This window comes from Arcticibacterium sp. GJ41-1 (assembly GCF_055808875.1).
This window is the reverse complement of record NZ_CM147888.1, coordinates 4,214,131-4,235,809: the sequence shown is the minus strand read 5'-3', so window position 1 is coordinate 4,235,809 and position 21,679 is coordinate 4,214,131. Positions and strand designations below refer to the sequence as shown.

General features: G+C 38.9%; 12 protein-coding genes and 1 tRNA gene. 7 read left to right on the top strand and 6 right to left on the bottom strand.

Annotation, left to right across the window (positions count from 1 at the left end; genetic code table 11):
* The first annotated feature begins 4 nt into the window (after positions 1-4).
* The 3 genes from AC0L6O_RS17415 to AC0L6O_RS17405 all read left to right on the top strand — a co-directional run bounded on the left by AC0L6O_RS17415 (position 5) and on the right by AC0L6O_RS17405 (position 1,539).
* Entirely contained in the window at positions 5-364 is a 360-nt protein-coding gene (locus AC0L6O_RS17415) for a LytTR family transcriptional regulator DNA-binding domain-containing protein (protein ID WP_473304156.1), read from the top strand.
* Between the two features lie 291 nt (positions 365-655).
* Positions 656-847, top strand: coding sequence for a hypothetical protein (locus tag AC0L6O_RS17410; RefSeq protein WP_473304155.1), 192 nt, complete (start codon positions 656-658; stop codon positions 845-847).
* Positions 848-1,053: 206 nt separating this feature from the next.
* Entirely contained in the window at positions 1,054-1,539 is a 486-nt protein-coding gene (locus AC0L6O_RS17405) for a hypothetical protein (protein ID WP_473304153.1), read from the top strand.
* Positions 1,540-1,634: 95 nt separating this feature from the next.
* On the opposite strand, the gene AC0L6O_RS17400 is transcribed toward AC0L6O_RS17405, so the two are convergent.
* From AC0L6O_RS17400 to AC0L6O_RS17380, 5 genes are all read right to left on the bottom strand, one after another.
* Positions 1,635-3,803 carry a B12-binding domain-containing radical SAM protein gene (locus AC0L6O_RS17400; protein WP_473304152.1) on the bottom strand — a complete coding sequence of 723 codons (2,169 nt, stop codon included), beginning with the start codon at positions 3,801-3,803 and terminating at the stop codon, positions 1,635-1,637.
* Between the two features lie 186 nt (positions 3,804-3,989).
* Complete coding sequence (locus AC0L6O_RS17395) at positions 3,990-5,837, bottom strand: tetratricopeptide repeat-containing sensor histidine kinase (RefSeq protein ID WP_473304151.1); 1,848 nt, start codon at positions 5,835-5,837, stop codon at positions 3,990-3,992.
* Positions 5,834-6,463: a response regulator gene (locus AC0L6O_RS17390; protein WP_473304149.1), complete on the bottom strand. Its 630-nt coding sequence runs from the start codon at positions 6,461-6,463 to the stop codon at positions 5,834-5,836. Before AC0L6O_RS17390 ends, AC0L6O_RS17395 begins: the two co-directional genes overlap by 4 nt.
* 66 nt (positions 6,464-6,529) lie before the next feature.
* Entirely contained in the window at positions 6,530-7,150 is a 621-nt protein-coding gene (locus AC0L6O_RS17385; RefSeq protein WP_473304148.1) for an NUDIX hydrolase, read from the bottom strand.
* Positions 7,151-7,203: 53 nt separating this feature from the next.
* Positions 7,204-8,787 (bottom strand): NAD(P)/FAD-dependent oxidoreductase, encoded by a 1,584-nt coding sequence (locus AC0L6O_RS17380; RefSeq protein WP_473304146.1) that lies wholly within the window; start codon positions 8,785-8,787, stop codon positions 7,204-7,206.
* A 153-nt stretch (positions 8,788-8,940) separates the two neighbouring features.
* On the opposite strand from AC0L6O_RS17380, the gene AC0L6O_RS17375 reads away from it, so the two are divergent.
* The 4 genes from AC0L6O_RS17375 (at position 8,941) to AC0L6O_RS17360 (ending at position 11,377) form a co-directional block, all read left to right on the top strand.
* Positions 8,941-10,383 carry a 4Fe-4S dicluster domain-containing protein gene (locus AC0L6O_RS17375; RefSeq protein WP_473304145.1) on the top strand — a complete coding sequence of 481 codons (1,443 nt, stop codon included), beginning with the start codon at positions 8,941-8,943 and terminating at the stop codon, positions 10,381-10,383.
* Positions 10,384-10,920 carry an NADH-quinone oxidoreductase subunit J family protein gene (locus tag AC0L6O_RS17370; RefSeq protein WP_473304143.1) on the top strand — a complete coding sequence of 179 codons (537 nt, stop codon included), beginning with the start codon at positions 10,384-10,386 and terminating at the stop codon, positions 10,918-10,920.
* The gene (gene nuoK, locus AC0L6O_RS17365; protein WP_473304142.1) at positions 10,917-11,222 is read left to right on the top strand and encodes an NADH-quinone oxidoreductase subunit NuoK; all 306 of its coding nucleotides are present in this window, start codon (positions 10,917-10,919) and stop codon (positions 11,220-11,222) included. Before AC0L6O_RS17370 ends, nuoK begins: the two co-directional genes overlap by 4 nt.
* A gap of 81 nt (positions 11,223-11,303) precedes the next feature.
* Positions 11,304-11,377, top strand: a tRNA-Arg gene (locus AC0L6O_RS17360).
* A 372-nt stretch (positions 11,378-11,749) separates the two neighbouring features.
* On the opposite strand, the gene AC0L6O_RS17355 is transcribed toward AC0L6O_RS17360, so the two are convergent.
* Positions 11,750-21,493, bottom strand: coding sequence for a Kelch repeat-containing protein (locus tag AC0L6O_RS17355; protein WP_473304141.1), 9,744 nt, complete (start codon positions 21,491-21,493; stop codon positions 11,750-11,752).
* Between the last annotated feature and the right edge of the window lie 186 nt (positions 21,494-21,679).

Sequence of the window (21,679 nt, the reverse complement as noted above, 5' to 3'; positions counted from 1 at the left end):
GCTTATGGAAACAATACGGAAAATCAGAATAGGCGGGCATCTCTTTGCTCAGCCAGAAGACTTGTTAAAGCTAGAAGCCAGAGAAAACTACACACAAATTTTCTTCAAAAGTGGCAAAGAAGTGCTAGTGGCCACCACCATTGGTTTGTTGGAACAGCGGCTGTCTATCCACGGTTTTTACAGAACAGACCGAAACGCCGTAGTGAATATGAGCTGCGTGAAATCTTTATACCGAAACGGAAGGAGAATGCAAGCAAAACTAAATAATGACGAGCTTATAAAAGTATCAAAAAGAAGAATTAACGACATGCTAAGCCTCTCTGTAAACCGTGATATAGAATTGATAGAGGTTTGCTTAAAATGATATCAAAAAACAATTTTCCATGAGCAGAGTCTAGCTTGTTGACTCTGCGGGCCTAAGATCTATAATTTATAAACTTTTTCAGGGTACTAGTTCCCTTCGCAGAAAGCTCTTAATTTTAGAGAGTTAAACTACATGATAGCTTCATTTTTCTTGGTATCTAATTTTTAGCTTACTGTTATTTAATGGAAACACCATTAGTAATAAGTGTGTAATCTAATTCAAGAAAAAAGGGGCACACTTGTTTAGTATATAATCCAAAAATTAAAACTAGCTGAAATGCTAATTAATACTATGGCTAAAATAAAAGTTACAAAAGAAACACCAACTGGTAGAAACACTCGCTTCGAAATATCTTTATCTAGGGCAGAACTTGTTAAAGAAATAAGAGCAGGTAAACCCCCAGATTATTATGTTAGAAATATACATGGTGTCGATACTCCAGTATCAAAGCCTAATTCTTCAAAAAAAGATAATTTGGGCTAACTCATATCTGTAGCTAAGAAAATGCCCTCTATCTCTTTAATGCTGCATTAAGAAGACTCGTAAAAGTATTCATAACATTGAAGTCCGTGGATGTTATTTAGTTTGTTCTCGTGTATAGCTACATAATCTAATAATCCGATAGGTTTAACCAATAAGTTTTCACCTCTTCTAAAATAACTGTATTAATCATATTTTGAAATTTATTTATGACTGAACTAAGCGTGAATGATATACTAATCCGTCTTGATGAATTGCTTACTACCATTAATGATTGGAAGGGGTATGTTACAATACATGAACTCACTAAAAAAGGTGGTAAATACTACGATAATAAGGGCTTGCTTCTCGTACTAATAGATAAGCTGGAGTCAGATGGATTATTAATGCGTGGCAGACTTTTTGACGATAAAAATATTACAATAGATGGTGAATACTCTTATGATTTAAATTCTTCTGGACTCATTTTTCTTAAAAATGGCGGATATGTAAGAGAAGAAAGAAATAAGAAATGGAATTTAATACTAAGTAACAGTTGGACTGTAGCTAAGATTATTATAAGTGCCGTGTATGCTGCTATTACTATATATATAACTTATTTGAACTATGAATTATCGAAAGAAAATGATTTAAAAGACAAGGAGATATATAAGTTAAAACAAAATATAGAATCATTTTCCCCTAGCAGAGTCTAGCTCTGCTGACTCTGCGGTATTTAAGTTCCTAAATAACCCATCTAATAATACATCCAGAGCAGAAGTTGTTTATTGACAAGCCTAGTGCTTAATAATCACAAAGCCAACAACCCATTCTCTCTCATCACCTGTATCGGTTTGGAATACCAGAATAGTTCAAAGTTTTCGTACTGCTGCTCGTAGTCTTCTTTGAGGTTTTGTAGGGTTAGGAGTTTTCCGTTTTCGGGTTTTAGGTCATTCAGCTTCTCTAATAACCAATTACCGTTTTCTGTACCTAAATCTACTTCAAAAGCATCTGTTTTTGTGTGAAAAAGAAGTCTTAGCTTCTTGGCGTTTTTCTTAAAAACGGAAGGCTCAGAACCTAACCAAACTATTTTGGTATTTGGTTTTAAAAGGAAGGCATCTTGCTCATCTAGGGCATCCATTATCAAGTTTTTGGGAACTGTGGTTTTTGGTATTTTGAAATCAAACCACTCTTGAAGTGGGTATTCAAAACAGATGCCATGCATATAATTAAAGAGCGACTTTTTCAGTCCAAAACTAAATTTATCATGGTCTATGCCCGTGCTGTCGGTAAACTGGACGTCATTATTAGCAAAGCTTATATCCTGATAATCTGCCACTATACCAAAGGCCTCAGGCTTAAGCCCAATAGGGCTATGAGCGGTCAGGGCAAACTGATGCCAAAAGCCAGATTGGAGCACACCTAATTCAAACATTTGACGCACCATTTCTAAGCTATCTACCGTTTCTTGAATGGTTTGGGTAGGATAACCATACATCAGGTAGGAGTGAACCATAATGCCAGATTCTGTGAGATTTCTGGTCACTTGAGCCACTTGTTTTACGGTAACACCTTTGTCTATTAAAGCTAAAAGTCGGTCAGATGCCACTTCTAAACCACCCGAAATAGCAATGCAACCAGAAGCTTTTAGAAGTTTGCAGAGGTCTGCCGTAAAGTTCTTTTCAAATCTTATGTTAGTCCACCAGGTTACCACCAGTTTACGTTTCAGTATTTCCAAAGCCAACGAACGCATCAGTGCTGGCGGAGCAGCTTCATCCACAAAGTGAAATCCTTTTTCGCCAGTTTGTTCTATCAGTTCTTCCATTCTGTCTACCAGAATTTTGGCGGCTATAGGCTCATATAGTTTGATATAGTCTAATGAAATGTCGCAGAAAGTGCATTTTCCCCAGTAGCAGCCATGAGCCATGGTGAGTTTATTCCAGCGGCCATCACTCCACAGGCTGTGCATAGGATTGGCTATTTCTATTACCGAGATATAGCTGTCAAGCCATAAATCGCTATAATCTGGCGTTCCTACTTGTGCTTGTTTATAATCTGGTTTCGGACTATTGTTGGTATAAGTTACCTCATCATCTAGTAAATGAAAGGTCCTTTTCAGTTCTAGTTTTTCTTGATCGCCTAAAACATGCTGACTTAAAAGTTCTAGCGGTAATTCGCCATCATCCAAACTGATGAAATCAAAAAACTCAAAAACTCTTTTGTCTTTTACGCTTCTTAATTCAGTATTGGCAAAGCCGCCACCCATAGCGGTTTTAATATGCGGATAGTTTTCTTTGATGTACTGAGCACATCTAAAAGCACTATATAAATTGCCAGGAAATGGCACCGAAAAGCAAATAAGTTTAGGTGCGAGTTCCTGAATTCTTTGTTCCAATATTTCCAGAGAAACTTCATCTATTAGCGTTAATTCGCCTTGCAGGTAATCGTAAAGCTCGTCAAAGGCATTCGCACTTCTTCCTAGCCTTTCCGCATATCTGCTAAAACCGAAATTCTCATCTACACATTCTTTTATGAAGTCAGAAAGGTCTTCTAAGTATAAGGTGGCTAAATATTTGGCTTTATCTTGGTCGCCCATGCTACCAAAAGCCCATTCCAAATCATTGATTTGCTCAAAACGGCTGGCTTGCGGAAGGAAGTTTTCTGTACAAATTTGTTTGGCAAATGTTTGGCTATGCCCTTGCAAAAAATGAATAACCTCTTCTATAGTTTTTAGATATTCCTCTCTGAGGCAATAAATACGCTCCGCATTTTCGGTAGAAATGGTGTCGTTTTCGTAAGCCATTTCAAAGATGCTAGCCAAGTTTTCCTTAGAAAATAGGGCTAAAATAACCTCAATGCCCAAGTCCATTTGAAATGCAGAAATACCCTTTGTGTTTAAAAAACCTTTAATGTAAGGCGTGGCAGGGTAGGGCGTATTTAGCTGCGTAAATGGAGGCGTTATGAGTAAAAGGTCTTTCAAATTTTGCTATGAGTAAATTGCTGAGCAAAGTACGGGGTTTTAAACCGTTTATTTTCAAAAACCTGAGACCAACTAAGAATTGATATAATAGCTCCAGAGGATCGAAATATTAATAGCAACATTTATTAATATAAGTGATTTCGTTTAGCGATATTTTGAACCAAAATCATGACAAACGTTTCGATATTAGGCTTTTAAAGAAAAGGTAAACTCCGAGCCTTTCCCTAATTGCGACTCAAAAGAAACAGTTCCGCCTAGTTCTTCGGCTATTCTTTTAACAATACTCAGACCAAGCCCAGAAGAGCTTTCATCAGAAGTAGGAGATGCGGAGGTTTGCCCATATTTAGTAAAAAGTTGGCTTTGCTCAGCTATAGGAATACCGACACCGTAATCTTTGATTTTGAAAAGAATAGTCTCATTTTCCTTCGCTAAAAGTACTTCTACTTTAGATTTAGAATGAGAGAATTTTAAGGCGTTTGAAATAAGGTTTTCCAAAGCTCTTCTAAGTAAAGATGCGTCGGTAACTATTCTTTGGCTTTTATCTAATTCAGCTTTAAAGTTAATCTTAATGCCTTTTCCAGATGCCGCAGGGGCAAAATCTTCTATCAAGGCAGTACTTAATGCTATGGGGTCAATCTCGGCTAATGCAAGCTGATGCGTATTGATTTCTATTTTTTCAATATCTAGAATGTTATTAATCATCTGCTGTCCATAGCTTGCCGTTTTGCCTATCATCTCGGTGGCTTCGGCTACTTTTAAAGGTGAGCTTTCTAGGTTTTCTTTCAATATATTATTCCAGAGAGCAATGCTATTAAATGGACTTCTCAAATCATGCGAAACTATGCTTATAAGGGAGTTTTTCTCCTCATTTAGCTCGGTAAGTTTATCTTTTTGCTGATTTATCAAATTATTTTGATGAGCCAGTTGGCGGTTTTTGATTCTGTTTTTCCGCAAGGAGAAAGCAATAACACCTGTGAGAAGACCTACCATGATTAAGCCCAGTATTAGTAGATTTTGTTGCGTTTTTTTTGCGGTCAACTCCGCATTGAGAAGCTTGTTTTCGCGTTCCTTTTCTTCCGAGTTGTACGTTTCACGTAGCTCGCTAATTTTATCGTTGGTTTGCTGATTTAAGATTTTCTCAGATACCTCTTTTGTGGCCTGTTCCATGGCCAAAGCCTTTTTGAATTTCCCTTGCTCTTCATAATTCAGAGCTAAAGCTTGATAACTCTCTTTTCTAAAAGGGTCATTGTCTAAGTCTTCGGCTATTGTTTTGGCCTTAAGCAAATGCTGTTCGGCTTCTTTAAACCTTTTTTGCTTGTTTCTGAGCGAGCCATAGTTAATGTAATTATGCCAGAGGTCTCCTTTTTTGTCAATCAGTTTGCAAAAACCAATGTTCTCTAATATAAGCTTCTCGGCCTCCTTAAAGTTGTTTTCTTGAATTAGAAAAGAAGATAGGTTGGTCTTTAGGTTCAGCATTCCAAGGCTGTCGCCAGTTTCTTCTTTCAGCTGCAAAGACCGTTTGTACATGACCAATGCACTGTCTTTTTTGCCAAGCTTAGTATAGGTAGCACCTAGGTTATTATAAAATGTAGAAAGTCTTCGCGGTTGTTTTTTGCGAAAACTCTCGTCTTGAACCGCCTTTAAGAATATGTTTTTCGCTTCTTGGTACCTTTCGGTAAATGAGTATAGACCTCCCAAATCACCGTAAGCCATTATTATTTCATCTTTGAAGCCTTCCTTTTGTGCTACCGACAAAAACTTAAGCATATACTCAATGGCCTTATCATAATCTCCTTTGTAGTCGTAAGCCCAGCCTTTAAACCTATAGCCGTAAATGGCACCTAGTTTATAGTCAATGCTAAAACCCTTTTCCTCAATTTCGTCTGCCATCAAAATCAAAGAATCTGATTTTGACTCATCCATACCTAAATACTGCGTGAAATAGATGAGACTGTCTACATAGGCAATGTCAATTTTTTGAGCGGAAGCCATCAAAGAACTAGCTAAAGCAAATAAGAGTAGGAGTTTTCTCATATCAATCCATTATTGACCGCAATTTTTATCAAACCCACAATATTGTCAACCCCAAGTTTCACCATGATATTCTTCCTGTGGCTGTCTATAGTGCTTACACTTACAAACAATCGCTGAGCAATTTCGGCACTAGAAAGCTCTTGTGTTACTAATTTTAAAACCTCTATTTCTCGCAGACTTAGTAGGTTTAAGATTTGTGCTCCTGGCGTGGTAGCGGTGTTTACAGCAGTTTTGTTGCTGTACCTTTCTCCAAAATACTCCTCACCACTAGCCACCATTCTTATGGCATCTAGCAGTATTTCCACAGGGCTGTCTTTAAGTATGTATCCTTGAAAACCTATCTTACTTAGTTTGTTAAAATACCTGTTTCCTCTGATTAGTGTTAGGTAGAGAATCTTGAGGTTGGGCTGTATAGCTCTAATCTTTTTGAGCAAAAGCTCTGGCTCTATATCGGGTAGTTGGAGGTCTAATAAAAGTACGTCCGTGTTTTGAAGAGGAAGCTTTTCTAAAAGAGCGTTTCCTGAATTAAAAGTGTCAATTATAGCAATGTTGGGCTTGCCTGTCAGTAAGCTTTTAAGGCCTTTAAGGAAGATTTCGTGGTCATCTACGAGGCTGAGTCGGAGCATTATTAACGCTTAATTAAACGATGTAATTAATAATTCAACTCCAATATACTTAAACTTAGTCTTTTGTCAACCTTTCAAAACTTCCATCAGTTCTGCTATCATAAGGGCTGTGGCTCCCCATATCCATTGACCTTGAATTTCAAAGCCAGAAGTCACCATGGTAGTTCCTCTTACTTGAATGGTTCTTTTCTGAAACCTTTCAGGAATAGAAAATTCAGACCAAGGTATTTGATGAATGGCAGCTACTTCTCTTTTGTCAGGGAAAAAACTCGGTTTATAATCTAATGTACCTATGATAGGTTTCACCCAATAATTAGACGGGGCAATATAAACCTCTGTTAATGTGCCAATAATATTGACATCAAGGGCTTTAAGTCCAATTTCTTCTTCGGCTTCTCTTAGTGCAGTTCGCTCGTAAGACTCGTCAAAATCTTCCATTCTTCCACCAGGAAAAGCCATCTGACCGCCATGCGTACCGTCATAAGGAGGTCTTAAAATCAAAGGAAGGTAAATGTCTTCTTGGTGTGGGTAAAAGGCTATTAGTACAGCACTTTTTTTAATTCTATTAAAATCAGGTTGAGCTCTTTTATTAAGATCATATCCATTCTTATTCATAAACTCCGCATGGCCGGGTAGCGGCTCTTGAAGCTTTGTTTCTAAGGAAGATACAAAAGAATGGTAACTCAAATTTTTCTGTTTGAAACAAATTTCGTGAATATTAAGGCTTTGCGAAAGTCTCCTTACTTATAAATTTTAACAAGTGCCTCAGCACAACGCTCTCCGTCCATGGCTGCACTTATAATTCCACCTGCATAACCGGCACCTTCGCCGCAGGGAAACAGCCTTTTGGTGCTTAAATGCTCTAAAGTTTCCCTATCTCTCGGAATTCTGACAGGGGAGGAGGTTCTACTTTCAATGCCAACTAATTGGCCCTGATTACTATTATAGCCTCTCATTTTTTTGCCGAAGGCTATAATTCCTTCTTTTAAAGGCTCCGCAATGTTTGGTGGTAATACTTTATTCATATCAACAGCTACAAGTCCGGGTTGATAGGAAGATTCATTCAGTTTTTTAGAAACCCTTCCGTTTAAGAAATCTGGAATTAATTGTGCAGGAGCTAATTGACAATCTTTTTTGTGCGTATCGCTATTGGCTACAGCTACTTCCCATGCTTTCTTTTCTACACTTTTCTGAAACTCCAAAGCCGCTAAAGGTCCATGTTGTTCAAAAGCTTTCCAGTCGGGCTCGTTAATGGCTACCACCACGCCTGAGTTGGCAAAAAAGGAATCTCGCCTAGACGGTGACATGCCGTTTACCACCAACTCTCCAGGTGCCGTACTGGCAGGAACTATAAAGCCTCCCGGGCACATGCAGAAGCTGAAAACGCCTCTTTTAACACCTTTATAATGTGTTTGTGAAACTAAAGAGTATGAAGCTGCAGGCAAAATACCTCTTTCTTCTTTATGATATTGGCAGCTATCTACAAAACCTTGTGGGTGTTCTATTCTTACGCCCATAGCAAAGGATTTATTCTCAATCAGAATGCCTTTTTTATGCAGCAGTTCATAAATATCTCTAGCAGAGTGACCTGTAGCCAGTATAACGCCAGCACCTTCATAAGTGTCGCCATTTTCTGTAAGTACTCCTGTCAGTTCTTTATTTGTCAGAAGAAAGTCGGTAACCTTTGTGTCAAAATGAATTTCGCCTCCGGCACCTAGAATACTTTCTCTTAATTCTGAAACTACTTTTGGAAGCTTATTGGTACCAATATGTGGATGTGCATCTACCAGAATTTGTTCCGTAGCACCATGAGCCACTAAAATTTCCAAGGTTCTTTTTATATCGCCTCGTTTTTTTGAACGTGTATAAAGTTTCCCATCAGAATAGGTTCCGGCACCACCTTCACCAAAACAATAGTTGGAGTCAGGGTTAACAATGTGGTCTTTATTGATGGCAGCTAAATCTCTTCTTCTGGCTTGAACATCTTTTCCTCTTTCCAGTACTATGGGTTTAATCCCAAGCTCTATGAGCCTTAAAGCGGCAAACAAACCTGCAGGACCAGCACCAATAACTATGGCTTGTTTGGCTTGACTTGCGTTTTGGTAATTCTTTTCAAAATCGATGTTAAGTGGAAGGGGAGAAGAAGAGACTTCTACTTGAAGATTTATTTTGACTTGTTTTTTTCTAGCATCTACAGACTGTCTTCTTACTCTATGGAAGAATTCGGTTTCTGTAAGGTTTAGCTTTTTCCCAAGAAAGCTTTTTAGGTTTTCTTCATCTAAAGCTACTTCGGGGTCTAATACTAAGGTTAATTCTTTATACATACTGAAAGGTGTTTATCCTCTAATTTTTTACAAAGGTAAGGTCTTTATAGGGGCAATTTTCGTTTTTTTTAATGTGATTTTAAGTTTTTATCTGTCAAAAAGGGCTCTCTGGTTTAGATTTAAAAGAACTTAGTCTATCAATTTAGTAGATTAATGAAATTTAAATTATCTTTGTCCTATCTTTGTGATATGTCCTATTTCGGAAACATCAAGAAAGGTTTAAAGACTACTGCCAAGGGCATGAGTCTTACGCTAAAACATTTGGCTGACGCACGTTTTTCACGAGCTGAAAAGCAGATATCAGATCCAGACTTTTTTGAATTAGATAAAGGTCATGTCACAATTCAATATCCTCATCAAACAATAGATATTCCAGATCATGGTAGGAATCAGTTGGATTGTGAAATCGATGATTGCATCGTTTGCGACAAATGTGCGAAAATTTGTCCAGTAGACTGTATTGACATAGAGGCTATTAAGTCTCCAGAACTCATCAGAAATACTTCTGATGGCTCCCCTGTGCGTCTTCATGCGGCTAAATTTGACATAGACATGGCTAAATGCTGTTTCTGTGGCTTATGTACTACCGTGTGCCCTACGGAATGTTTAACCATGAATAGCGAATACGACTATTCTGTGGTAGATGTAACCGATCTTAATTTTGCTTTTGCTAACCTTTCAGAGGAAGAGGCACAAGAGAAAAGAGACCTGTATGATCAATTTGTGGCAGAGAAAGAAGCTTTAAAAGCGGAAAAACAAAAGATAGCTGCCAAAACTGAAACATCAGATAAGCCAGCTGGAAGGCCGGTGTTTAGCCCTTCACAAAAAGCAAAACCATCAGGAAGTCCTGTATTTAAGCCAAGTGCTAAACCTGCTGGAGATGGAAAACCAGTATTTAAACCTTCTGCTGGAAAGCCTGCCTTTAAGCCAGGAATGAAACCTTCAGATGAAGCAGCAGATAAACCAAAGCCAGTATTTAAGCCATCGGCTAAGCCAGCGAGTCCAAAGTTTACCCCAAGTGCTAAGCCAGCTTTCAAACCAAGTCAAAAGCCAAAGACTGAAGAGGTAGATAATAAAGCGGAAGTAAAGGCTAAACCAAAGTTTACTCCTACGGCGAAACCCGCTTTCAAACCAACTCAGAAACCAAAGAGTGAGGAGGTAGATAATAAAGCAGAAGTAAAAGCTACGCCAAAATTTACCCCGACAGCTAAGCCAGCGTTCAAACCGACACAGAAACCAAAGAGTGAGGAGGTAGATAATAAAGCAGAAGTAAAAGCTACGCCAAAGTTTACACCTACAGCAAAACCAGCTTTCAAACCGACACAGAAGCCAAAGAGTGGTGAGGTAGATAATAAAGCGGAAGTAAAAGCTACGCCAAAGTTTACCCCGACAGCAAAGCCAGCGTTCAAACCGACACAGAAACCAAAGACGGAGGAGGTAGATAATAAGGCAGAAGTAAAAGCTACGCCAAAGTTTACTCCTACGGCGAAACCCGCTTTCAAACCAACACAGAAACCAAAGAGTGAGGAGTCTGCTGAAAAGAAACCTGCGGCTAAAATGCCATTTAAGCCTAGCATGAAACCTAAAAAAGATTAGATGGAGCTATTTCAGGAAATATTAGAGGCCGATTTATTAGCTCAGATAGTTTTCGGCATTTTTGCTTTGATAACTATTGGTGGAGCAGCTTACTTATTTTTCACTAAAAACATCCTTTACGGAGCCTATGGCTTATTGACATCACTTTTAGGTGTGGCAGGTTTGTTTTTATTGGCAAATGCCGAATTTATAGCTGTTTCACAAATAATGATTTATGTGGGTGGCGTTTTGATACTTATTCTTTTTGGAATAATGCTTTCTGCTAACGGAAAAAATAAAGGAGATGCCCTTGAAGTAATAAATGTCAATAATCTTTTATCCTTACTAATTGCTTTTGTGATTTCTGGAGGATTGGGTTTGATGATTTTTAATTTAAAAATGGCTAATGATGCAGAAGGCTATGGAGCTGTTAATCATATAAATGCTTTGGGAATGCACCTTATGACTAGTCATGTTGCCTTATTGGAGATGATTGGAGTTTTATTATTGGTGGTTTTAATAGGAGCATCTTACATTGCTAAAAGAGAGAAGTCATGATTGCTAGTACCTATTTTTTATACGTTTCTGCCATTTTGTTTGCTTTAGGCTTTGCGGTTTTAATAACCAAAAAGAATCTTATTATGATGCTAATGGGGGTAGAGCTTATGCTAAACGCTGTCAATATTAATTTTGTGGCATTAGCTAGAAATGCTTCAGACCCTTTTGAAGGACAATTGTTCAGCTTATTTATCATGATAGTGGCTGCTGCTGAGGTAGCTGTGGCACTCTCAATCATCTTAAAATTAAGGCAGCATTATAAAACGATTAATCCTGACCTTTTAGATGAGTTAAAAAATTGAGAAAGTGTTTGCGTTAAAATAGAAATACTCTTACTTTTGCAGTCCGAAATAAAGGAAAGTATTTTCGTTTATTTAAGGAATGGCTTCGTAGCTCAACTGAATAGAGTACTTGATTACGGCTCAAGAGGTTCCAGGTTTGAATCCTGGCGAGGTCACAAAAGCTCACCGAAAGGTGGGCTTTTTTTGTTATATGGTATTTGATTGTGGCTCAAAAGGTGGGTCAAGAACAAAACCTGGGGTCAAGCACAAAATGGGTCAAGAACAAAATCTGGGAGATGAGTTTGTTAAGCATAAATTTGACATAGCCTAAAAAGGAAGAAATCAATACTCCTGACAGCTCTAAATCTGGATCTAAATGCTTTTAGCTAGGTACTGTGGTATATCTCGCTTGAAAGATTCGGCTGAAGTATTGGTCCCTTCTATTGTCAAAAAAAATCACGGACCAAGCTTTACTCTTGGTCCGTGCTCTAATGCTTCTAACCTAATTTACTTTTTCTTTCGAATGTGAATAGAGAGCTCGCACTCGACTAGTTTACACATATGTTCTTAATCTCGGCCTTAAAAACAGCACCATTCTCCACTTCAAAGCCAGGGTTTAACATAATAGCATTTCCTGCTTGGTACTCGGCTTTTCCGTTGGGTTGGAGAATTTTATTTGTACCAGTAATATTACTTATTGCCTGGGTTACGCCGTCGTTAGTCGAGATTGGGGCTGTAAGCAAAACCGATAGTGGCTTAGCGGATGTGCCAACACTTAGGGTACCAACTGTAATATTAGGACCACAGCCACCCGTTAGGGCTATGCTGTAGGTAAACACGCCAGCTTCACTTGGTGTACCGCTAATAGTAATTTCATTATTTGCCCAAGTACCGCTTACTCCTGCTGGTAAGCCAGTCACGGTGGCACCTGTGGCAAGAGTGGTCGTGTAAGTTATATCGATTATTGCTGTATTAATACACAGGCTTTGTGCATTAGTGCCAGTAGCAGATGAAAAAGTGATGGTATTTTCTGCTTCCAATGTTAAGTTTAATGTGGCTAGGCTATCGCAGCCAATAGCATTTACTAAAGTGGCGGTTTGAGACCCTGCGGCATTAAAGGTTAAACCATTCCAGGTTAAGGGTAAATCAGTACTGCATATTGTACTGTCTACTGAGCTCGTACTTGTAGTCACTAAACCACAAGCACCTGAGCCATTTGTGATGGTTAGACCACCGCCCGTAGTCCCCACCCAACCATCACTAGGTATAAAATTTATGGACCCTGTACTATTTGAATACAACACATTGACACCAGGATATGTCCGCTGTTTTTGTGTAAAGTACCATTTGGTTCCATCCCAATAGACTTCTTGGTCATAAAATCGATTATTAGCCCAGACTGATCTCGACCAGGAAGCTGTCCCATTTTTTCCACCACTATATACATAAGGATTTCCATAAGCAGCAGTGGTTGCTGAATTTGCAAAGGTCAGAGTAAGATCACGCTTTAGGTAATTTGTACATTCATAAATTGACATGACTATGAGATTACTTGTTACCGTATCCGTAGAATGAAGTGCATTTACCACCATACTCACTTTTATGGTGTCTTCATTCGAAATGTTAGAATCAACATAAGTTGTACTATTGGTGCCAACATCAATTCCATTCTTCTTCCACAGATAGGTAGGTGCCGTTAATCCATTTTCAGGTAGTGCGGTAAATGTAACCGCAGTTCCAGATTTTATATACGTCGATGGCGTGGAAATACTTACAGATGGCAGGTTTGTTGGATTGACCAATAGGTTTAAATAGGCAATGCTATCACAGCCTGCAGCATTGGTTGTGGTATAAGAATAATTACCTGCGGTGGTATAAGTGATGCCATTGAATACATAAGATTCACCGTTGTATATGACAGCATTTTTTGTTGAACTGGAAGAATCACAAACAAGTACTATGATTGGCGTACTCATGCTGGAGCCCTGCTGACAAAACGATGAAGCAGCCGTACTAGAGATAGCCACCTTAATAGCGTCGTCTGTAATTAGGTCAGAAAGAACCAATTCATTATTGGCTGATTGGCTAATTTGAATGTCATTTTTATACCAAGTATAATAAGGTGAATTTACTAGTACGTTAGGAACCGCAGTGAATGTAACTGCTGTACCAGGACTAAAAAGAGTAGCAGAGGCAGTAAACGACTCCAATGTAGGTACCACTGATGGTGTTACCGTTAATTGTAGAACCGCAGTGCTGTCACAACCCACGCTATTGGTAAGAATAGCTTCGTAATCACCTGTTGAAGTATAAGTCGTTCCATTGAATTCGTAAGAGCTTCCCGAACATATGCTGGCTGTAGTTATAGAACTTGTCTTTTCTTTCACAGTGAGATTTACGGTGTCTGTAAACTCACAACCTGCTCCTGTAGATGCCGTAACGGTATATACGGTAGTTTGTGCTGGCGAAACTCCTGTAGGGTTCCTTGATGTTGAATTAAAAGAACCTACATCAGACAGCCAGCTGTATGTAGTGGCTATAGGAGTACCTGTAATGCTTACATTATCAATAAAAGCTTCCACCGCTACTCCTTGATAATGGGTCCCATAAAGTTGATATCTTACATAGACGATGGGCTTATTTAGGAAGGCATTTCCTATATTTATAATGGTAGGGGTTGTTGTAGAATAATTACTATTAGCAGATGAACTTCTTGTAAACACAGAAGTCCAATTTAAGCTATCACTCGATATCAAAACTCTTAAGTTTCCATTATTAAAATTGTAAAAGTCATATATGAAAGACAATGTAGCAGCACTGTATCCTACTGTACTAAAAGCGGGAGATTGGAGAATAGACTTTGTTGTATCACCACTGCCACTATTGGAATTAGAGGAAGAAAAGTAAAATTGACTATTATCCCCACTTGAAAAGGTTTTACTGTATTCGCTATGTCCAGATGGTTTGAGCGACCATGCCGTAGAAGCAGGGTCGGTACCTGTACTTAGGTTAATCTGAGTCCAATTATTAGTAGCTGAATTAAAGTTTTCCGTTAATATAGTAGAGGGAGGGTCCTGAAATGCTGAAGCATATAAGTCGACTGATTCACCTTGACAAATACTAGTGTTTGATGCAGTAGCCACTACACTCCCTAGTTGGCTAGGATTAACAGAAAGTCTAAGGACAACGTTACTATCGCATCCGGCCCCGTTTTGTAAGTATAAGGTTTTACTGCCAGCCTCTGTAAAGGTAAACCCATTCCAAACGTAAGGTAAATTATTTTCACAAACAGTTTTGTCTACCAATGTTCTGATGGTATCGGCTATTGAAAGATTTAAAGTGGCAGAACTGTCACATCCAAAATAGGAATTTAAAGAAGCAGTTTTGCTTCCTGCACTTGTGAAAGTGAGCCCATTCCATTTCAACGGAAGTGCTCCAGAACATATCGTAGAATCGGTAGTAGAATTTAATGGAAGAGGGTATGTGATACTTGTTGAACCTATTTGATAGGTGCAGCTTTTGGCGTCAGTTACAAATGGAGCTAAACTAACATAATCAGGTACACCTTGAGGTGCTATTGAATCAGTTCCTCCACTTTCATCTCCCCAAAAATAACTGTAGGGTTTAATTCCGCCAGATGCAGTTATATAAGTAAGCCCACAATTCTGTAAACTTCCAGGAACTACCTGTGCCGTTAAAGGGGTAGGTTGAGTAATGGTGACAGTGTCAGATACCGCCACACAGCTATTGGCATCTGTTATGGTACAAATATAATTATCAGGAGCAAGGTTATTTACTATTTGAAGGTCGCGATTATTACCTACGTTTTCTGACCAAGAAAATATGTAGGGGCTTTGGCCTCCAAAGGCACTTACAAACGCACTACCATTTTGATTGCCTGAGCAATTTATTTGCTGTAATACGCCAACTTCTACATAGTCTTTAAGAGCAAATACATCTAAAACTAAGGTTGCCAAACTATCACTTCCATTAGCCGCTGTAAGTTCAGCTGTTTTGGCTCCAGTTTCAGTAAAAACTAAGCCATTCCATGAATAGGGTAATGAGCTTGTACACATTCTTATAAAGGTAGTAGAAGGTTCTACTGATATATCAGGTACCAAAATACTGTTTTCAGAAATACAGCCATTAGCATCAGTAACTATAGCACTGTAAATGCCAGGCTGAAGGTTTTTTGCCGTATCAGAAGCAGATACATTAGGAAGCCAAGCATACGAATAGGGAGCGGTGCCTCCAGATGGACTGGCAATTACATCTGCAGTCGCATTATTCTGAGAAAAATTAAGGTGCATGGAAACTAAAACCGTATCTGGTTCAAAAATGGCAACTGTTGCTGTAGCTGCACACTGATTTACATCTTTGACGGTAAGCGTATATTGCCCCTGCGGCATAGGACTCGGAGCGTATGACATAGTACCTCCACTTGCATGCCAATTATAAGTGAATGGTGCCGTACCGCCATATACTTGCACACTAGCTGTTCCATTATTACCACCATAGCAAGTAACATTTGTTGTGGTAAATGCGAGTGAATCAATTTTAGTAAGCATTCTTACTTTTAAATTTAAAGTAACGTTACTATCACAGCCTGCAATACTAGATAAGGACTTGGTATAGGTTCCTGTTGCGGTCAGTGTATCTCCCTCAAATACATAAGTCTCACCAGTACAAATGCTGTCAGAGACAACTGTATTGATTATAGGCCTTACTGTAATGTTTACATTTTGACTATTGGTACAGGCGGTAGTTGTATTGGTTGCTGTTAAATTATAGGTGGTAGAAACTGTAGGAGAAACAAGTCCAGGACTTTCAGAATTTGAAATAAATCCAGATGGTATTGATGACCATGCGTAGGTAATAGGTTCAAAAGATATAAGACTTACATTATCTATGGACCAGCTATTTCCATTCACGGCATAATAAATAAACCTTATTTTAAGATTGGGTTCATTTACATAATCTTCCAGAGATACAAGTTCTGTGGCAAATTTTCGACAATCTCCAATATTAATTGTTGGATTCTCATTGTAAACGGTTGTCCAGCTTGAGCCATTGTCATCTGTAACCTGCATACTAATTGAATCTTTTTCATAACCTGAGAACAGAAAATGCTCGAATCGAATATGAGGATTTGAAATTCCTACTGTACTGAATGATGGAGATTCTAATTGTGTGTTTGTGATTTCACCCGGTTGAGTGGTTACACTTCCATTTTGATAAAAGCTGCTGGTATTGTAAAACTGTGACCCGTCATTACTACCTATATAGAATGGGTGACAGTACCCATAATTCAGCAAACTCCATCTGGAAGCGGCTATATTACCTACTGAACTATAAAAGAAAGTTTGCCAATCGTTTGATGCAGCATTAAAGTTTTCCGCCCAAATGACGGTACTGTCATTTAAAGTTGTTTCTGAAAACAAATCAATTGAACTTCCTTCGCAAATAGTTTGGTGCACTGATAATTCCGAAATGTTCGGTTCGCTTGGTAACAAATTCAAAACGGCAATACTGTCACAGCCAGTGGCTGATGTGAGGCTAACGGAGTAGGTACCAGTTTTTTCTATTGTTAAATTATTCCAAGTGTAAGGGAAATCTGTATTACAAATACGATGAACCGTCACTGATTCTAAAGCTGGGTTTTGAATGACATTAATATCGTTTATAGAAGCAGTACAACCATTGGCGTCTGTTACTAAAAACGAATAATTACCTACGCATAACAAATCGCTTTCTGCTGAATTTCCACCAGAAGGCGACCATTCAAATTGATACGGAAATGTTCCACCATCAACATTTGCTCGTTTTTTAGTGCCACTTAAATAAGGTTTAGCCTCTAAAATACTTAAACCTGTTCTCAACCTATCAGGTTCTGTAATAACAACTTCTACTATGGTTTTACAACTGCTTATATCTGTGATGGTACAGGTATAATTTCCTGCAATAAGTCCTGAAAGTGTTGAACCCTGGTCTGTATTTGAAACAGAGCCATCTTGTTCCCATTTAAAGCTAAATGGGTCAGGTGAAGGGGCGTCGGTAATGTTTATTTGTGCACTTCCATCATTCCCCCCAAAACAACTTACCGGTGTTTTTTGAATACTTGTATAACCTGAAAAGTTTAGACCAGTTCTTACTGATAAATTTAATGTTACGGTGCTGTCACAACCCAACGAATTCGTAAAACTTGCCGTTTGGCTTCCAGCACTATTAAATACTAAGTCATTCCAGGTAAAAGGTAGTTCGCTTTCGCAAATGGTTTTTTTTATGTTAGAAAAGCTTGCGTCCCTTACGGTCAATGCAACTGTTACTGTGGTGTCACAACCACCAAATTCAGCGGTAAAAGTGTTCGTTTGTGTACCCGTTCCATTAAACGTCATTCCATAGGAAGTGTATGGCAATTCGCTGGAACAAATGGTAACCGGAATGGTTCCTAAATCAAATGGAACTCCGGAATTGTTGACTGTAACAGTAAATTCTTTGGTATTTGAACAGCCCGTAACTGCATCATTAGCAGTTAATTGAAAGTTAGTAGTTTCAGTAATTAAGACACCCGTGGGGTTAAGACTATGCAACGGGCCATTAAGGTCCACTACTGGCGTAGAACTCCACTGGTAGGTATTTGTTGATTGCGTTAAAGGATAGGTTACATATAAACTTATAGGCAATGACGTATTACAAACACTTGGGGTATTTGCTATAGGATTATTTGTTGGTTCCTGTTTTAGCGATAAATTTAAAGTAACGATACTATCGCATCCAGCAACGTTAGTTAGCAGCACACTGCTCGTACCAGCAGAATCTAAACTAAGACCATTCCACACAAACGGTAATTCACTCGGACATATAGCTACGTCAATCGTGCTATCTGAAGGTTGCTTCACATTTACGGATACAGAATCTATTCCAATGGAGCTGATACTTTTACAACCATAACTATTTGATGTGGTGCAGAAATACTTGGTATCTACCGTAGGATTCACTACTGGATTTTGAAGGTCAGAAGTAAAACCTGCAGGACTGGAAGTCCAGGCGTAGTTTTGGTTATTTTTATAACCTTCAATTTTAAAATTATCAATGGCTACAAAAGGAAGTTCGTTCCTTTCATAAATTGTTTTAAACCTAATCAACACATTTGGAGATTGGCTAAATGGCGTCAAATCGTATTTTCTGTCAACCCACACATCTGTATCTTCACCCAGCGTAAATGGACCAGCATTTAAAACGACCCAATTAACACCATCAACAGAGACCTCAAGGTCGCGTTGTGTTTCAGAAATTCTTTCTTGAAAACTCAATTCTGCTGCATCATAACCCACCAAACTAAATACAGGGCTTTGCAGAATAATATCGCCGTATATAGATTTATCCCACCAAATCACATCTGCATCGCTATTGGCAGGATTGTTAGGGTCAAAGTATGAACCGTAAGGTATATAGGAGAGGTAAGGATAGTTAGATTTGCTAAGCAAAAAAGAAGAATTATCTGCTGTAGTAATCACTTTTGTGTTTAATTCATAGCCACTGAACTGGCCTCCTATTAATACTGAATTCACATTGGTAAAACTATAACCACTTGGTCTTACCGCAAATTTCACAGAATCAGTTTCTCCAGTTGTGATTGGAGCATAGGAAGCCGTGCTGTTATTACCTGTAGTGTAAGTGGTGCTTCTAGCGTAGCTGTTGTTGGTTTGTGTCCAATTTCCTATACCATTATTGAAGTTTTCATCCAACACAAGGGAAGTGTCTACAGTGACGTTTCCAAGACTATTGATTGCTGTCAAATTAATCTGCCCACCGCTACAAGAAATGAATCCGCTAGCATTTACATGCATTTGAGTTGGCTCTGGCAGTGGATTTATGACTATTCCTCCTCCATTATCACTACTAAACACACTAGGGCTACTTGCTTCTATTCGTATGCTATAGTTTGAGCCCGCTGAAATAGTACTTGGTATGGTTACTGTGATAGGCTCTGTGTTTCCTCCTGTTCTTGTTCCAATGATAGAACCATTGGCAAAATTTCCTAAACGATCACTTATTACCACATTAAAGGTATTTCCAGCACCAAAGCTGTTGCAGCCCACTGTAAATGGAACATCAAATGTGGCTCCAGCACAAAGGCTTTTAGGGAGTGTTCCCATTTGAATGAAATGCGAAGATGGGTAGTATTCTTGTAAACCTTGGGAATAAGATGAGTTGGAAATACCAACACCTGTATAACCTCTTAAGCCATCACTAAACCCAACAGCCCCTTTTAATGGTATGGGCAGCGTAGCTTTTTCTATCCAGTCGGGACTTGAAGCTTCAGTTACACTTGATAAATCTAATTCATATAATTTGTTTTGAATGGTACTATTGTTTCTCCCTCCTGCTAAATATGCTTTGCTACCAATGACAAAAGCTGCAGCTCCTGTTAGTTCTGGTGTCCATGAATTCACTAATGGCCTCCACTGATTGTTATTTGAATCATAGTAGTAAAAATCCTTTAGATAAGAAGTCCCTGACCCTGAACCAATAAACCCTCTTTGAAGATAAGAAAAACCAACAGCTTCATGCCTTGCTTGACCTGGAAACGTTGCTTTTACGGTCCAGCTATTGGTACTTGGATCATATCGGTAAAAATCCTTTTTAAAGGAACCGTCAAAACCTGTACCCACAAAACCATAATTATCAATGGTAAAAGCTGCCGCACCCGAGCGAGGAGTGCCAGGGAAGTCTTCCCTTTGTAACCATGAATCGGTAATAGGGTCGTATTCATAAGTATCCTTAAAACGTCCTGAGCTATTCGCTCCTGTGCTTACATATCCTTTATTTCCGATGGTGAAAGCAACAGCCATACTTCTTGCTGTTCCAGGAAATGGGGATTTTTGAGTCCATACATTGGTAGTTAAATCCAATTCCCAAAAATCGTTGTAATATGAAGTGCCATCAAAACCTGTACCTACGTATGCTTTATTATTGATGATAAAAGAAACAGCATCTTCACGACCATTGCCGGGGAACAGAGGCCTGTTGGTCCAATCATTCCCTGAATGAGCCGTTTGAATTAATGCTGTATTATTTTCGGAAAGCTCGTTTAAGCAAGAATTACCAGAATTTATTTGAGTTACCGTAACTTTATAAGAGCCGCTTAAATCAAGGGAAGGTGTTTGAAAACTGCTTTCTCCGTTGGTAAAAACAGTACTTGTAGAAAGGGTTTGAATGCCGCCCCCATTTTGGTCTGTTATAGTGTACATAAGACCGTAAGTGCCATTCTCCATAGTATTTGAAGATAGTCTTACCGTTCTTGGTGCTGAAGTATTATTAGCTCCACAAGCAACATCTACATTAATGCTAGATAGTTTATAGGTGGAATAAGTGACATAAAAATCTACCATTCCGTCTGCACCATTTCCACCAGGACCATTTGAGGTTTGAATAGTGGTGGCTTGTGTTATGCTAGAACCCCAAAACTCATCTATGATTATTCCAAGTTCATCACCACCTGTTAATTCTCCAATAACGTTTTGTATAAGCTCATAAACAATATCATTTCCAGCCCAGGCTCCACCTCCGCCTCCATAACCAGGGTTTGTACCAGCCGAAATAAACTTGCCTCCATTACTACCTCCTGTGGTTATACCCCAACCACCGTGGTACATTCCAATGCTGCCAAAAATATTATAACCAGACTCTCCGTACCTACCACTGCCTGCTTTGCCTCCATTACCTCCAAATACAGAATAATCAGGAGAACCCTTAGCAGCTGACTCGTAACTGTTAAGCGGAGTTGGGGCATCTCCAGGGTTTCCACCATCGTTACCCTCGTTAGTTAAATTTGATATGACCGCACCATATCCACCAGGAGAAATTACCAGATTACTAAAATTAGAAGCCGTTCCATTACTACCAGGATTAGGACTAGAACCTATTCCACCTCCAAGGCCACCAAGTCCACCGCTTCCTACGGTAAAAGGATATGAGCTACCTGAATTAAGAATAACATCACCACCAGCCCAATTGCTACCACCGCCACCACCGCCTGAATGCAATAGAACTGAAGCTTCATCATAGAGTACTCTTGCACCACTAGAAGCACCGCCGCCACCGCCTCCCCACATAGATACATTGGCGGAGGTTACACCAAGTCCTACATCTAAAGAGTGAGTTCCGGCAGTGGTATACCTTACTCTTACGGTAGTAGTGTTAGCATTACTAGATTGAATGTCTACGTCTTGAGCAAATGCAGTAGCTGTAAAAAGCACTGCGGATAGGAGGATAAAAAGTTTTTTCATGGTCTTTATTTTCAAAAAGTGAATACGACTCTTCTAAAAGAGAGCAAGTCTGCCAAACGGTTATTTGAAAATGCTATACCCCATTTCTTTCATGATCAATTTTTCCACTTAGGCCAATCACTGTTGGTCCGTTATTGAAATAATTGATTCCATCGGATGTATATTTTTATAGGATTCCCTTTGGCT